Origin of the sequence: Achromobacter pestifer, from assembly GCF_902859625.1 — a bacterium.
GTDB lineage: Bacteria > Pseudomonadota > Gammaproteobacteria > Burkholderiales > Burkholderiaceae_B > Achromobacter > Achromobacter pestifer.
Window position 1 is genome coordinate 1,240,687 of the sequence record NZ_CADIJX010000001.1, and the last position, 13,422, is coordinate 1,254,108.

The 13,422-nt window shown below is 63.2% G+C and carries 15 protein-coding genes; 3 read left to right on the top strand and 12 right to left on the bottom strand.

The features are described 5' to 3' along the window. Position 1: 1 nt before the first annotated feature. The 3 genes from HV753_RS05375 to HV753_RS05385 all read right to left on the bottom strand — a co-directional run bounded on the left by HV753_RS05375 (position 2) and on the right by HV753_RS05385 (position 2,684). The gene (locus HV753_RS05375; protein ID WP_175173359.1) at positions 2-1,204 is read right to left on the bottom strand and encodes a GGDEF domain-containing protein; all 1,203 of its coding nucleotides are present in this window, start codon (positions 1,202-1,204) and stop codon (positions 2-4) included. Between the two features lie 25 nt (positions 1,205-1,229). Then, complete coding sequence (locus HV753_RS05380) at positions 1,230-2,156, bottom strand: SPFH domain-containing protein (RefSeq protein ID WP_175173360.1); 927 nt, start codon at positions 2,154-2,156, stop codon at positions 1,230-1,232. A 90-nt stretch (positions 2,157-2,246) separates the two neighbouring features. After that, positions 2,247-2,684 carry an NfeD family protein gene (locus tag HV753_RS05385; RefSeq protein ID WP_175173361.1) on the bottom strand — a complete coding sequence of 146 codons (438 nt, stop codon included), beginning with the start codon at positions 2,682-2,684 and terminating at the stop codon, positions 2,247-2,249. Between the two features lie 170 nt (positions 2,685-2,854). Here HV753_RS05385 and HV753_RS05390 point away from each other — a divergent pair, with 170 nt between their 5' ends. Together HV753_RS05390 and HV753_RS05395 are read left to right on the top strand one after the other, a co-directional pair. After that, positions 2,855-3,592, top strand: coding sequence for a glutamine amidotransferase (locus HV753_RS05390; RefSeq protein WP_175173362.1), 738 nt, complete (start codon positions 2,855-2,857; stop codon positions 3,590-3,592). Between the two features lie 99 nt (positions 3,593-3,691). Next, the gene (locus HV753_RS05395; protein ID WP_175173363.1) at positions 3,692-4,540 is read left to right on the top strand and encodes a bifunctional transcriptional activator/DNA repair enzyme AdaA; all 849 of its coding nucleotides are present in this window, start codon (positions 3,692-3,694) and stop codon (positions 4,538-4,540) included. A 72-nt stretch (positions 4,541-4,612) separates the two neighbouring features. Here HV753_RS05395 and ppsA read toward each other — a convergent pair whose 3' ends face one another. Then, positions 4,613-6,979 carry a phosphoenolpyruvate synthase gene (gene ppsA, locus HV753_RS05400; protein WP_175173364.1) on the bottom strand — a complete coding sequence of 789 codons (2,367 nt, stop codon included), beginning with the start codon at positions 6,977-6,979 and terminating at the stop codon, positions 4,613-4,615. A gap of 179 nt (positions 6,980-7,158) precedes the next feature. Between ppsA and ppsR the strand changes: the two genes are divergently transcribed. Next, the gene (gene ppsR / locus HV753_RS05405; protein ID WP_175173365.1) at positions 7,159-7,986 is read left to right on the top strand and encodes a posphoenolpyruvate synthetase regulatory kinase/phosphorylase PpsR; all 828 of its coding nucleotides are present in this window, start codon (positions 7,159-7,161) and stop codon (positions 7,984-7,986) included. 55 nt (positions 7,987-8,041) lie between these two features. Here the strand turns inward: ppsR and HV753_RS05410 are convergent, their stop codons facing one another. The 8 genes from HV753_RS05410 to fabZ form a co-directional block, all read right to left on the bottom strand. After that, positions 8,042-8,512: a DUF2846 domain-containing protein gene (locus HV753_RS05410; protein WP_175173366.1), complete on the bottom strand. Its 471-nt coding sequence runs from the start codon at positions 8,510-8,512 to the stop codon at positions 8,042-8,044. After that, positions 8,509-8,940, bottom strand: a complete 432-nt coding sequence (locus tag HV753_RS05415; RefSeq protein ID WP_246288158.1) for a hypothetical protein — start codon at positions 8,938-8,940, stop codon at positions 8,509-8,511. The genes HV753_RS05410 and HV753_RS05415 overlap by 4 nt, the downstream gene beginning before the upstream one ends. Before the next feature lie 68 nt (positions 8,941-9,008). Next, positions 9,009-9,464 (bottom strand): DUF2846 domain-containing protein, encoded by a 456-nt coding sequence (locus tag HV753_RS05420; protein WP_175173368.1) that lies wholly within the window; start codon positions 9,462-9,464, stop codon positions 9,009-9,011. 110 nt (positions 9,465-9,574) lie between these two features. After that, positions 9,575-10,360, bottom strand: coding sequence for a TrmH family RNA methyltransferase (locus tag HV753_RS05425; protein ID WP_175173369.1), 786 nt, complete (start codon positions 10,358-10,360; stop codon positions 9,575-9,577). Beyond that, positions 10,357-10,965 (bottom strand): ribonuclease HII, encoded by a 609-nt coding sequence (gene rnhB / locus HV753_RS05430; protein ID WP_425485876.1) that lies wholly within the window; start codon positions 10,963-10,965, stop codon positions 10,357-10,359. Before rnhB ends, HV753_RS05425 begins: the two co-directional genes overlap by 4 nt. After that, positions 10,952-12,148 carry a lipid-A-disaccharide synthase gene (lpxB, locus tag HV753_RS05435; RefSeq protein ID WP_175173370.1) on the bottom strand — a complete coding sequence of 399 codons (1,197 nt, stop codon included), beginning with the start codon at positions 12,146-12,148 and terminating at the stop codon, positions 10,952-10,954. The genes rnhB and lpxB overlap by 14 nt, the downstream gene beginning before the upstream one ends. Further along, positions 12,145-12,939 carry an acyl-ACP--UDP-N-acetylglucosamine O-acyltransferase gene (gene lpxA / locus HV753_RS05440; RefSeq protein ID WP_175173371.1) on the bottom strand — a complete coding sequence of 265 codons (795 nt, stop codon included), beginning with the start codon at positions 12,937-12,939 and terminating at the stop codon, positions 12,145-12,147. The genes lpxB and lpxA overlap by 4 nt, the downstream gene beginning before the upstream one ends. Further along, positions 12,940-13,395, bottom strand: coding sequence for a 3-hydroxyacyl-ACP dehydratase FabZ (gene fabZ / locus HV753_RS05445; protein ID WP_008167730.1), 456 nt, complete (start codon positions 13,393-13,395; stop codon positions 12,940-12,942). It abuts the gene before it with no gap. Positions 13,396-13,422: the final 27 nt, after the last annotated feature.

Consider the following 13,422-nt stretch of genomic DNA (forward strand, 5'->3'; position numbering starts at 1 on the left):
CTCAGGCGGCGGTCGGCAGCGCCACCGCATCAGCCGCCGTGGCATCGGCCTCCGCGCCACATCCCACGATACGGTTGCGCCCCGCTGCCTTGGCCGCATAGAGCTTGCGGTCAGCCCGTTCAAAGAAGGCTTGCAGGTTTTCACCGGGTATCCACTCGACGATACCCGCACTGAAGGTGTATGAAATGATGCTGCCGCCATGCGTGCACGGCGTGCGCCGCACGGAGTCCAGCAGGCGGGCCGCCAGTTCCATCACCGCATCGCCCCGCATGTCGGCGAACAAAACGCCGAACTCCTCGCCACCGACCCGGCCGACATCATCTCCCGTGCGCAACGTCGCCGTGGCCAGCAGTCCGAAATGACGCAGCACGGCGTCGCCGGCCGCATGGCCGTGGTTGTCATTGATGCGCTTGAAATAGTCGACATCCAACAGCAGCAGCGTCAGCGGACGGCGCATGCGCAGCGCCTGCGCGCAATCGCGTTCGGCCTGTAGCCACCACGCCTTGCGCGACATAAGCCCCGTCAGGAAGTCGGTATTCGCCTCATGCTCGCGCTCTGCGAGCATGCGGTCGTGGATGATCATGATGGTGCCCAGCGTCAAACAGGGCATGGTCAGCGCACCCAGCGTCAGGAACATGATGTTCCAACTCGTGGGCGCCATGACCGACAGCGGCTCCACCAGGCCGACCAGATAAACACCCGCGCGCGCCGCGCAGATCGCGGCAGAAATCAGCGCCACCGCCCACATGAAACGGTAGCTGTAGCGCGATCGGCGGGCCGGCATGTTGCGCTGGACGGTCGTGGCCACCGCCAGCATGAAACCCATCTGCAACAAGGACATCGCCACGATCCGTGGCTGGACCTGCCAATCCAGATAGGTGTAGCCCGCCACCACCAGCAGCGCCGCCACACAGGCCAGCGACACCAGGCGTCCCGGCACGCTCAGGCCCAGCAAGCGCCGCAGCCCCGAGTAATACGCGCTCAACGCCAGTGCAATCGCCGCGTTCGGCACCATGATCGACAGCCACAGCGGCGCCGACGTGCTCTGTAGTCCAAATGTGAAAAACGCCAACAGCGTAAGCACGTTGGCGCGTATGGTCTCGCTGATTCCCGCCATGCCGCTGCGTGCCAGAGACCCCAGCACACACAGGGAAAGCACCCCCGCCAGGCCTGCTATCAAAAGCAAATTAACGGGAGCGATCATGGCCGGGGCGCCGGGAGGCGCGGTGTCAGGTGTTGCGCGTGGACTTCACAATGGTCATGGCGGAAGCGATCATGCCGCCCACGTCGGCCAAATTGGCCGGCAGGATCAGCGTATTGCCTTCCTTGGCCACATTGCCGAATGCCTCGACATAGCGCTCGGCCACCTTCAGGTTCACAGCTTCCATGCCACCCGGCTGGCGGACGGCATCGGCCACCTGCGTGATGGCCTTGGCAGTGGCTTCGGCAATGGCCAGCACGGCGGCTGCCTCACCCTGCGCCTGGTTGATCTGCGCCTGCTTTTCGCCTTCCGAACGCGCGATGGCGGCTTCACGCTCACCGGTGGCGATGTTGATCTGTTCCTGGCGGCGACCTTCCGAGGCCGCGATCAGGGCGCGTTTTTCACGTTCTGCGGTGATTTGCGCCTGCATCGAACGCAAAATCTCGTTGGGCGGCGTCAAGTCCTTGATCTCGTAGCGCAGCACCTTCACGCCCCAGTTCAACGCAGCCTCGTCCAGCGACGACACGATATTGCTGTTGATCGAATCACGCTCTTCAAAGGTACGGTCCAGTTCCATCTTGCCGATCACGGAACGCAAGGTCGTCTGCGACAACTGCGTGATCGCCGAAATGTAGTTCGACGAACCGTAGGACGCGCGCATCGGGTCCGTCACCTGGAAGTACAGCACGCCGTCGACCTGCAACTGCGTGTTGTCGCGCGTGATGCAAACCTGGCTGGGCACGTCCAGCGGGATTTCCTTCAGCGAATGCTTGTACGCCACGCGCTCGATGAACGGGATGACAAAACCCGCGCCCGGCGACAGGACACGGTCGAACTTGCCCAGGCGCTCAACCACCCAGGCGTGCTGCTGGGGCACGATGGCGATCGACTTGATGACGATCAGGATCGCCAGCGCGACGACGACTAGCAGGACGATAGTGGAGGTATCGATCATGATGTAAAGCTTCTCCTGGAGTAAGTGCGAGGACGCCCTTCCATGCCGGTAGGGACGCCCGCTGCGGGCTGCGCCTGGCGCAAGCCGTTTCTACACTGCCGAACCCGGCGTGCCCCGAGGGGTCAGCACCAGGGTCGAGCCACGCAGTTCGGTAATGATGTGTTCTCCGGCGCGCGGCGCCTGCCCCTTGGTCAGTTCGGCCTGCCAGTGGGCGCCGCGATACCAGACGCGCGCGGTGCCTTGGTCGGACCAGGCCTCGACCGACACGGTCTGGCCGATGTCCAGGTTGACGTCGGCGTTGCGAGCCGAGTTGACCTCACGTTTTTTCAGGACGCGCGTCTTGCGCAGGATCAGCAGGCCCAGCAGCAGCACCAGGCCGCAAGCCACCAACTGCCATTCCAAGCCTGTGCCCAGCCAGGCGGCAACGCCAGCGGCCGCCAAACCCAAAGCCACCAGCAGCAAATAGAAGGTACCCGTCGCCAATTCCCCGATAAGGGCCAGCGCGGCCAGTCCCAGCCAGATCCACATAATCTTAAGGTCGCCTGAAAGGATGAGTCGTCAGCGAATTGTACGTATTTCCGGGACAGAGCGGGTATGGCCATTTTTCTCGCGAATGTTTGCACTGGATTATGATGTGCGCTGGATGCCGACCTCCCATCCGGATCGTCGGCGTCCGTCCATTCCTCGCACAAGCTTCCATGACCGCTGCAATTTCTTCTGCCTTACCCGTCCTGATCCTGCACACAGGAGACCCGGACGACACGCTTAAAAGCCAGTTCGGCGGCTACGCCGAACAACTGGCACAAGCAGCCGGCTTGGCCGCCGACGCCGTAGAAGTCGTCGCCGTGCACGAGGGCCAGCGCCCGCAAGCCCCTGGCCATTACCGCGCCGCGCTGATCACCGGGTCGCCGGCCATGGTCACGGACAAGGAACCCTGGAGCGAGGACACCGCCGCCTGGCTGCGCGATGCCGCCGCCGCCGGCCTGCCCATGTTCGGCGTGTGCTACGGCCACCAGTTGCTGGCGTACGCGCTGGGCGGCAAGGTGGGCTACAACCCCGCCGGACGCGAAGTGGGCACGCAAACCGTGGAGCTGCTGCCGCCCTCCTCTGGCGACAAGCTGCTGGCGGGCCTGCCGCCCACCTTCCCTGCCCAGATGCTGCACGCCCAGACCGTGCTGCAACCACCGCCCGGATCAGCCGTGCTGGCGCGCTCGGACCTGGACGAACACCAGATGATCCGCATCGGCCGCAACGTGTTTTCGACCCAGTTCCACCCCGAATTCGGCCCGGACTTCGTGCGCGCCCACCTGGAGCGCTACGGCCGCCGCTACGCCGCGGAAAACCTGGACATCCCCGATCTGACGGCCAACGTCCGCGCCACGCCCGTGGCAGGCGGATTGCTGCGCCGTTTCCTGGAGGCCTACGCGCCTGTCTGACCGGCATTCCCGCGCGGGCAACATCCGGAGTGCGGCGCCGGGCAGGCTTTGAGACCATGGACGAAAGCGCATACAAGCGCGCCCACATCAGGAGTCCCCATGAGCCCCGCCGCCGTCGCCCCTTTGAGCAAACAGCACGCTGCTGCCGTCGAGCGCGCCTGCCGCGCCCTGGAGGCAGAGCAACCGCCCGACCTGTCCACGCTGGCCGAACAGGCCGGCATGAGCCGTTTTCACTTCCACCGCGTCTTCAAGGCCGCCACGGGCATCACGCCCAAGGCCTATGCCAATGCCCTGCGCGCCAGCCGCGCGCGCCAACAGCTCAAGCAAAGCGCCAGCGTCACCGACGCCATGTATGACGCCGGTTTCAATTCAAGCGGCCGGTTCTACGAAGCCGCGCCTGCCATCCTGGGCATGACGCCCACCGCATTCCGCAAGGATGGCGAAGGCGTGGAGATCCGTTTTGCGGTGGCCCAGTGTTCACTGGGCGCGCTGCTGGTTGCGGCCAGCGACACCGGCATCTGTGAAATCGCCCTGGATGCCGACCCGGAACAACTGGTCCAAAACCTGCAAGACCGCTTCAAGGCCGCCCGGCTGATCGGCGCGGATGCACAGTTTGAAGCGTGGGTGGCTGCCGTGGTGGGCTTTGTCGAAGACCCGTCGCGCGGCCTGGACCTGCCGCTGGACGTGCGGGGCACTGCCTTCCAGCGCCGTGTCTGGGAAGCGCTGCGCGAGATTCCCGCGGGCACCACCGCCACCTATGCGGACATCGCCACACGCATCGGCTCGCCGCGCGCCGTGCGCGCGGTTGCACGGGCCTGCGCCACCAACCATATCGCGCTGGCCATTCCGTGCCATCGCGTGGTGCGCACCGATGGCACGCTGGCCGGCTACCGCTGGGGCATAGACCGCAAGCGCGAATTGATCGCCCGCGAAGCGCAAGCCGCATAAGCGATCAAAACAACAAGCCAAAAAAAGCCCGGCATCCTTTCAGATGCCGGGCTTCTTTATTCAACCAGCCGATTACGACTTGGCCAGACGCTGCCAGGTGTCCACAACGGTGTCCGGGTTGAGCGACATCGACAAGATGCCCTCATCCTTCAGCCATTGCGCAAAGTCCGGATGGTCGCTGGGGCCTTGGCCGCAGATACCCACGTACTTGTTGGCGGCCAGGCAAGCCTTGATCGCGCGGCGCAGCATGAACTTCACGGCTTCGTCGCGTTCGTCGAAGTCGGCAGCCAGCAGCTCCATGCCCGAATCACGGTCCAGACCCAGCGTCAATTGGGTCATGTCGTTGGAGCCGATCGAGAAGCCATCGAAGAATTGCAGGAACTCATCGGCCAGGATGGCGTTGGACGGCACTTCGCACATCATGATCAGCTTCAGGCCGTTTTCACCGCGTGCCAGGCCGTGCTTGGCCAGCAGGTTCACGACCTTTTCCGCCTGACCCACGGTGCGCACGAACGGCACCATGATTTCGACGTTGGTCAGACCCATGTCATCGCGCACCTTCTTCAAGGCTTCGCATTCCATGCGGAAGCACTCGGCGAAGTCCTCGGCGATGTAACGCGAGGCGCCACGGAAGCCCAGCATCGGGTTCTCTTCCTCGGGCTCATAGCGCGAACCACCGACCAGCTTGCGGTATTCGTTGGACTTGAAGTCCGACATGCGCACGATCACGGGCTTCGGGTAGAAAGCCGCGGCAATCGTTGCCACGCCTTCGGCCATTTTCTCAACGAAGAACGCACGCGGGCTGGCGTGGCCACGGGCTGCGGATTCCACGGCCTTCTTCAGTTCACCGTCCACGTTCGGGTAGTCCAGGACTGCCTTCGGGTGGATGCCGATGTTGTTGTTGATGATGAATTCCAGACGCGCCAGGCCCACGCCGCTGTTGGGGATCTGGGCGAAGTCGAACGCCAGTTGCGGGTTGCCCACGTTCATCATGATCTTCAGATCGATGGCAGGCATGTCGCCACGGCGAACTTCTTCCACTTCGGTTTCGATCAGGCCGTCATAGATGCGGCCTTCGTCGCCTTCCGCGCAAGACACAGTCACGGCCTGGCCTTCCTTCAGCAGGTCGGTCGCATTGCCGCAACCCACGACAGCCGGAATGCCCAGTTCACGCGCGATGATCGCCGCGTGGCAGGTACGGCCGCCACGGTTCGTCACGATGGCCGCGGCACGCTTCATCACGGGTTCCCAGTTGGGATCCGTCATGTCCGTGACCAGCACGTCGCCCGGCTGGACCTTGTCCATGTCGGAGATGTCGCCCACGACGCGGACGGGGCCGGCGCCGATCTTCTGGCCGATCGCGCGGCCGGTGATCAGGACCTGGCCGGTTGCCTTCAGGCGGTAGCGTTGCTGGACGTCATTGACGCCCTGCTGCGACTTCACCGTTTCCGGGCGTGCTTGCAGGATGTAGATCTTGCCATCGACGCCGTCGCGGCCCCACTCGATGTCCATCGGGCGCTTGTAGTGCTTTTCGATGATGACGGCGTAGCGGGCCAATTCATTGACTTCGTCGTCGGTCAGCGAGTAGCGGTTGCGCTCGGACACCGGCACGTCGACGGTGCGCACGGCACGGCCTTCCGGACGCTCGGGGTCGAACTCCATCTTGATGAGCTTGGAGCCAATGCGACGGCCGACGATCGGAAAGTGGCCTTGAGCCAGCGTCGGCTTGAAGACGTAGAACTCGTCGGGATTGACCGCGCCTTGCACGACGGTTTCGCCCAAGCCGTAGGACGACGTGATGAACACGACGTCTTCAAAGCCCGATTCGGTGTCGATGGTGAACATGACGCCAGCGCTGCCCTTGTCGGAGCGCACCATGCGTTGGATGCCGGCCGACAAGGCCACATCGGCGTGGGCGTAGCCCTTGTGCACGCGATAGGAGATGGCGCGGTCGTTGTACAACGACGCGAACACGTGGCGGATCTTGTCCAGCACGTCATCGATGCCGACGACGTTCAGGAAGGTTTCCTGCTGGCCGGCGAACGAGGCGTCAGGCAAGTCTTCGGCCGTGGCGGAGGAGCGCACGGCGAACGAGCCCTTGCCATCAGCGTCGAGCTTGGCGAAGGCTTCACGGATCTGGGCTTCGAATTCAGCCGAGAACGGCGCTTCGACAAGCCATTGACGGATCTGCGCGCCGGCGTTGGCCAGCTCGCGCACGTCTTCCGGATTCAGGGTGGTCAGGCGTTCAGCGATGCGCTTGTCCAGGCCCGAGGCTTTCAGGAAATCACGGAAAGCGTCGGCGGTCGTGGCAAAGCCGCCCGGAACGCGGACACCCGCGCCAGACAGCTGGCTGATCATTTCGCCTAGTGATGCGTTCTTGCCTCCTACCGAGTCCACATCCGTCATGCGGAGCTGCTCGAACAAAACAACATACGACATTGAAGTCACCTTTTACAATGGAATGAAAGCGAGTTTGGACAAAGCATGGATTGGCGAAAAAACCGCACTTCCAGACACTGACCAAACTGGCCTTGGACCGCCCTTGGGGTGACTTATAGGGGCCTGATTGTACTCGGTGGAGTACCTTCGGCTATCTGACTGGTTGGAATTTTTTACACATGACATCTACCCCGATCGTACGCACGGTATACATCGTTTCCGACAGTACCGGCATCACTGCTGAGACGTTCAGCCAGTCGGTGCTTTCCCAGTTCGAAGAGGTCGATTTCAAGCCGATCCGCCTGCCTTTTGTCGACACGCTGGAGAAAGCCGCCGAGGTCGCCATGCGCATCGACCGCAGCGCCCTGGAAGCCGGCGTGCCCCCCATTGTGTTCAGTACCCTGGTCAACCCCGAGATCCTGGCCCGTGTTCGCCAGGCGAACGGAATCTTCATGGACCTGTTCGGCACCTTCGTCAGCCACATCGAACAGGCGCTGGGCCTGAAGTCCAGCCATTCCATTGGCCGCTCGCACATGCAGGCCAATTCGGAAAAATACCGCAATCGGATCGACGCCATCAACTTCAGCCTGGCGCACGACGACGGTCAGTTCGTGAACCAGCTGGATCAGGCGGATGTCATCCTGGTGGGCGTGTCCCGCTGCGGCAAGACGCCCACCAGTCTGTACCTGGCCATGCAGTACGCCATCAAGGCGGCCAACTTCCCGCTGACCCCCGACGATTTCGAGCGCGGCACCCTGCCCTCGACCATCGCCCCGCACCGTGGCAAGCTGTTTGGCCTGTCCATCCAGCCGGAACGTCTGTCTGAAGTGCGCAACGAACGCCGGCCGAACAGCCGCTACGCGCAGCTGGAGCAGTGCCGCTACGAAGTGGCCGAAGCCGAACGCATGATGCGTCGCGAGGGCATTTCCTGGCTATCCAGCACCACCAAGTCGATCGAGGAGATCGCAACGACGGTGTTGCAGGAAGTGGGGCTGGACCGGCGCTAAAGCGACAAGGGCACGCCAGTGGCGTGCCCTTCAGACGACTGAAACGCCCCGGCGGTTACAGACCGGGAACCCGTTCCGGCGATGCCGCGCCCCAGTAGCGCAAACCGCGCATTTCGTGCTCCGCCAGCTCCGCCGGGTCGACCAGCTGCATCGTCAATTTGCCGACGGCTCCGGTACTACCCAGCGACTCTGCCATGATGCGCACGTAGCGGGTCTGACCGGGTTCCAGCATGAAGCTGACACCGTCGCCCGTCCAATACAGATTGGTCACCACATAGCTGCCCGCCGGGCGGTCGACATAAAAGAAACTGGCAGGCTTGTTACGGCCGACCACGTCGTTGTTGACGCGCAGCTTTTGTTGCGTCGATGCCAGATTGGACGGTTGAGGCTGGTAGAAATAAATGCGCCCGTTACCCTGCGCAATCGGCGGAATCCGGCTCTCAAGGGCTTCAAATTTGCCCCCGGCGCAACCCGCCAGCACCGTGGCAACAACGGCCACGGCCAACACTTTCAACCAGGATTTCATTGACGCATCTCCACCGGCAACGTGACGGGACGGCTCAGGGCCATGAAGGCGCTCTCTCCGGGTAGATAAAAACCGATGACCTTGCCAGACGTCGCAACGACGTAGGCTTCTCCCTGACGGCGGGTCTGGATCGTGAACAGACTGCCTTGCAAGCGATAGACGTCGCCCTGCGGCAAGGCGCCGACGCGGCGCCACTGCGAACCCGCTGGCAGCGTGACGCTACTTTCGTTCGGCAACGCCGCCATCACGGCCCGGGACAACTGGATGATGTAGGCGGGATCAGCGGCAGCCACGGGGACCATGCCCACTTTTTGCGTGCTGACCGACATGCACGCACCCAACGCAAAGGCGCAGACAGACGTCAGCAGCAACGCCCCGCCCGCTCGCGCGAAACGACCCTCAAGCTTATGAAGCGGCGATGACGCCATAGACACCTCGGGGAAATAAAGCGTGAAGTATATGAGCGCGACTGAATTTTACAAAATGTGCAAAACCATCAATACCGCAGCTTTTCCCGGTCGCGCCATCCTGCGCCCCAATACTTCAAGTCCGCCATGGACTGCTGCGCCGCTTCCCCGGACGCCTCGATGCGCAACACTTGCTTGCCGCCTTCGATGTCCACGCGCACATATCGGGTTTGGCCTGCCGCAAGCGGCACACTCAACGCCTGATCTTGCGCGGCCATCGCCAGGGAAACCGTACCCTTCGGCCGATCGACAAAGAAGAACCGTCCGGGCTTGGAACGGCCGACCTTGTGGCCATCCACAAGAATGGCTGGCTGGACGGCGGCCTCGCCTGCCACCGAGGCAATCTGGTAGAAGTAGATCCGGCCGTTATTCTGTTCCAGGGGCGGAATTCGCGACGCCACTTCCGCATAGCGGGGGCCTGCGCACCCCGACAACAACAGTGCCGCGGCTGTCGCCGCAAGCATCAACCTGGCCCAAGTTTTCATGGATCGCCCCTGACGGATAGGCCCCGGGCGCCCACGGCGCCTAGCTGAATGGCCTATGCAATGCGGCAGTATAAAGGGGTCTGTCCACTAAAACAGAGGCCATCCCCGCATCACCGGGTGGCGTGCAGAGCCTGACGACGCTGCTCGAACAGGCAGATCGCTGCGGCCGCGCCGACATTCAGCGATTCGACCGCCGCCATATCATGGGGAATACGCACCTTGAGGCTGGCCGCTTCCAACAGATCGGGCGCCACGCCCTGGCCTTCATGCCCAAATACCCAGGCGCATTTGCCGGGCAAGCGGCCGTCATAAAGGTCTTGCGCACCATCCAATGCCGTGGCCACCAGCGGTACCCTCAACCTGGACAACAGACCGCCAAGATCGACGTGTTCGTGGATCGCCAACGAAAAATGCGCACCCTGCCCGCTGCGCACCACCTTGGGTGACCAGGCGGCAGCCGTGCCGGTCGCCAGGAACACGCGCTTCACGCCCGCCGCCGCGCAAGTACGCAGCAGCGTGCCGACGTTGCCCGGATCCTGGATGCGGTCGAACAGCACGCAGTTCTCATCCACCACGGCAGGCAATTCAAGCGCCGGAGGCGTCACCAGGAACGCAACGCCCTGCCCGCTTTCCACGCTAGCCAGCGATTGCATCAATCGTGCGTCCAGCGCCAGGCAGCGCGCATCCGGCACATTCGCCGCCAGCGCGGCGATATCGGGTTGGGACAGACGCTCTATGTCGAAGATCGCCTGATCAGGCGATCCATGGTGCTGCAACCACGCTTGGCACAGGTGCACGCCGTCAAGCAATACCGGAGCACCACGCTTGCCTGCCGTGCTCGCCAGCTTGGCCAGTGCCTTGACCGCGGGATTATCGCGGGAACTGATGTGTTTCATGGCGCCAGGCCGAAGGCCTTGATGGGGGCAAAACTGCGCCGATGCTCAACGCACGGGCCATGTTCGCGCAGCAACTGCAAATGCAGCGCGGTGCCATATCCCTTGTGCTGATCGAACGCATATTGCGGATACAGTGCGTGCAAACGCATCAGGTCGGCGTCGCGCGCGGTCTTGGCCAGAATGGACGCGGCGGAAATCGCCGGCACCAGCGCGTCGCCCTTGATGACGGTCTGCACGGTGCAGGCCAGCTTGGGCGCCTGATTGCCATCCACCAACGCCAATTGCGCGGGGGTGGACAAGCCTTCGACGGCCCGCTGCATCGCCAACAGGGTGGCGCGCAGGATATTCATGGAGTCAATCTCACCCACGCTGGCACTGGCAACACACCACGCCAACGCGCGTTCCTGGATCAGCAATGCCAGGGCTTCACGCCGGGCGGCCTTCAGCACTTTGGAATCCGCCAGCCCGTCGATAGGCCGAGCGGGATCCAGAATGACCGCTGCCGCATAGACGGCGCCCGCCAACGGCCCCCGGCCCGCCTCGTCGACGCCAGCCATCAGCAGGGCCGGCTGTTCGGGCGCCGCGAACAGGTCAGGCTGCTCCACCAGCCACCTCCAGGATCGCCTGCGCGGCCAGGGCCGGCGTGTCGCGCAGCAATTCTTCGTGCATGGCGGTGAAGCGCGCCTCCACGCGCGCAATCAGCGCGTCGTCGGTCAGCGAAGCCCACATGGCCTCCGCCAGCTTTTCGGGCGTGGCGTCATCTTGCAGCAGCTCGGGCACGGCAAAGTCGCGCAGCAACACGTTTGGCAGCCCCACCCAAGGCAGGTAGGGCCGTTGCTGCCCGGACTTCCAGCTCATGATCCGGCGCATCCAGGGCGACAACACGTACGAAATCACCATGGGCCGCTTGTAAAGCGCGGTCTCAAGCGTGGCGGTGCCACTGGCCACCAGCACCGCATTGGCGGCTTCCATGACCGACCAGGCAACCGGCGCCTTGCGGTCACCGCCCGCGCCATGCAGGTCGTCAGCCGTGATGCAACGCAGCCCGGGCACCGGGTACTGAGCCAGGATGGCCTGAAATTCGGCTCGCCGCTGGTCATTGACCATGGGCACGACGCATTGCAAGGCCGGATCTTTTTGCAGCAGTCGTTGAGCCGCCTGCAAAAAGCGAGGGGCCAACAGGCGGATCTCAGACGAACGGCTACCCGGCAGAATGGCCAGCACGCGAGCATCCTGGTCAATGCCCAGCCGATCCCGCGCAGCGGCGCGATCCGGTTGCATCGGTATGGCGCCCGCCAACGGGTGGCCCACATACGTCACGGGAATGCCTTCCTTGCGGTAGATCTCTTCCTCGAACGGGAACAGCACCAGCATGTGCGACACGGATTCACGGATCTTGTGGATGCGCTCGTAGCGCCACGCCCAGATCGACGGCCCCACGAAATGCACCGTCGGCGTGCCTGCCAGGCGCAACTGGTGTTCCAGCCTGAGATTGAAATCGGGCGCATCGATGCCGACGAACACGGCGGGCGGCTCCGCCAGCCAGCGACGCTTGACGTCGCGATACGTGCCCAGCAGGCTGGGCAGCCGCTTCAGGGCATCCACATAGCCAAACACGGTCAGCGCATGCATGGGATGCCAGGCGTCGAAGTCGCGAGCCTGCATCTGAGGCCCGCCAATGCCTTCACAACGGACGCCCGCGTCGCGCGCTTGCAGACCGGCAATGATACGACCGGCCAGCAAGTCGCCCGAAGGCTCGCCGGCCACCATGCCGATCCGCGTGCTCATGGACGAATGATGCCGCGTGACGCGACGTCAAGAAAATCAAGCAGCGTTTGGAGGTGCTCGGCCGCCTCGGGGATTTCCTGCTGCCGCGTGCGCAATTCCGCGCGCGCGGCGTCCAGCGGCAAGCCGCGGCGATAGATAATCTTGTATGCCTCGCGCAGCGCCGACACCATCACCGGCGTGAAGCCGCGACGCTTCAGGCCTTCGGTGTTGATGCCCACCGGACGGCACGGGTTGCCGGCCGCCAGCACGAACGGCGGCGAGTCCTGCATCAGCGAACTATTGCCGCCCGTCATGCTATGCGCACCCACGCGCGAGAATTGGTGCACGCCCGTCAGGCCACCGATGATGGCCCAGTCGCCCACGTGAACATGGCCGCCCAGTTGCACTGAGTTGGCCAGGATCGTGTTGTTGCCGATGTGGCAGTCATGAGCAACGTGCACATAAGCCATGATCCAGTTGTCATTGCCCAGCGTCGTTTCGCCGCCATCCTGCGTCGTACCCGTGTTCAGGGTGACGAACTCGCGCACCGTGTTGCGGTCGCCGATCGTCAAGCGCGTTTTTTCGCCCGCATACTTCTTGTCTTGCGGCATGCCGCCGATCGAGCAATAGCGGTAAAAGCGATTGTCGCGCCCGATGGTCGTCACGCCATCGACCATGCAATACGGGCCGACTTCGGTTCCCGCACCAATGGTCACATCGGGTCCCACCACCGCGAACGGTCCAATCACGGCACTCGGGTCGATCTTTGCCGCCGGATCAACGACAGCGGTAGGATGGATATTTCCTGCCATTTACTCTTCCAGGCTGCGAATCGCGCACATCAGCTTGGCAGACGCCACTTCTTGTCCGTCTACCGTCGCCCGCGCTTGGTACTTACAGATGCTGCGGCTCAGGCGTTCGGCTTCGACTTCAATGCGCAGTTGGTCTCCCGGCACCACAGGGCGGCGGAAACGCGCGCCATCGATGCCGACCAGGTAGTACGCCGTCTTGGACCCTTCGCACTTCAGTCCGCCATTTTCGTCCGTGAACGAAAAGAGCGCCGAAGCTTGGGCCATGGCTTCCACGATGAGCACGCCCGGCATCACCGGATGGTGAGGAAAGTGGCCGTTGAAGAACGGCTCGTTGATCGAGACGTTCTTGATGGCGACAATAGACTTGCCGGGCACCATCTCAACGACGCGATCGATCAGCAGCATCGGGTAACGATGCGGCAGCCTCTCCATGATCCCCTTGATGTCGAGTTCCATTTTTCTATGCTTTCCTGCGAAATGAAA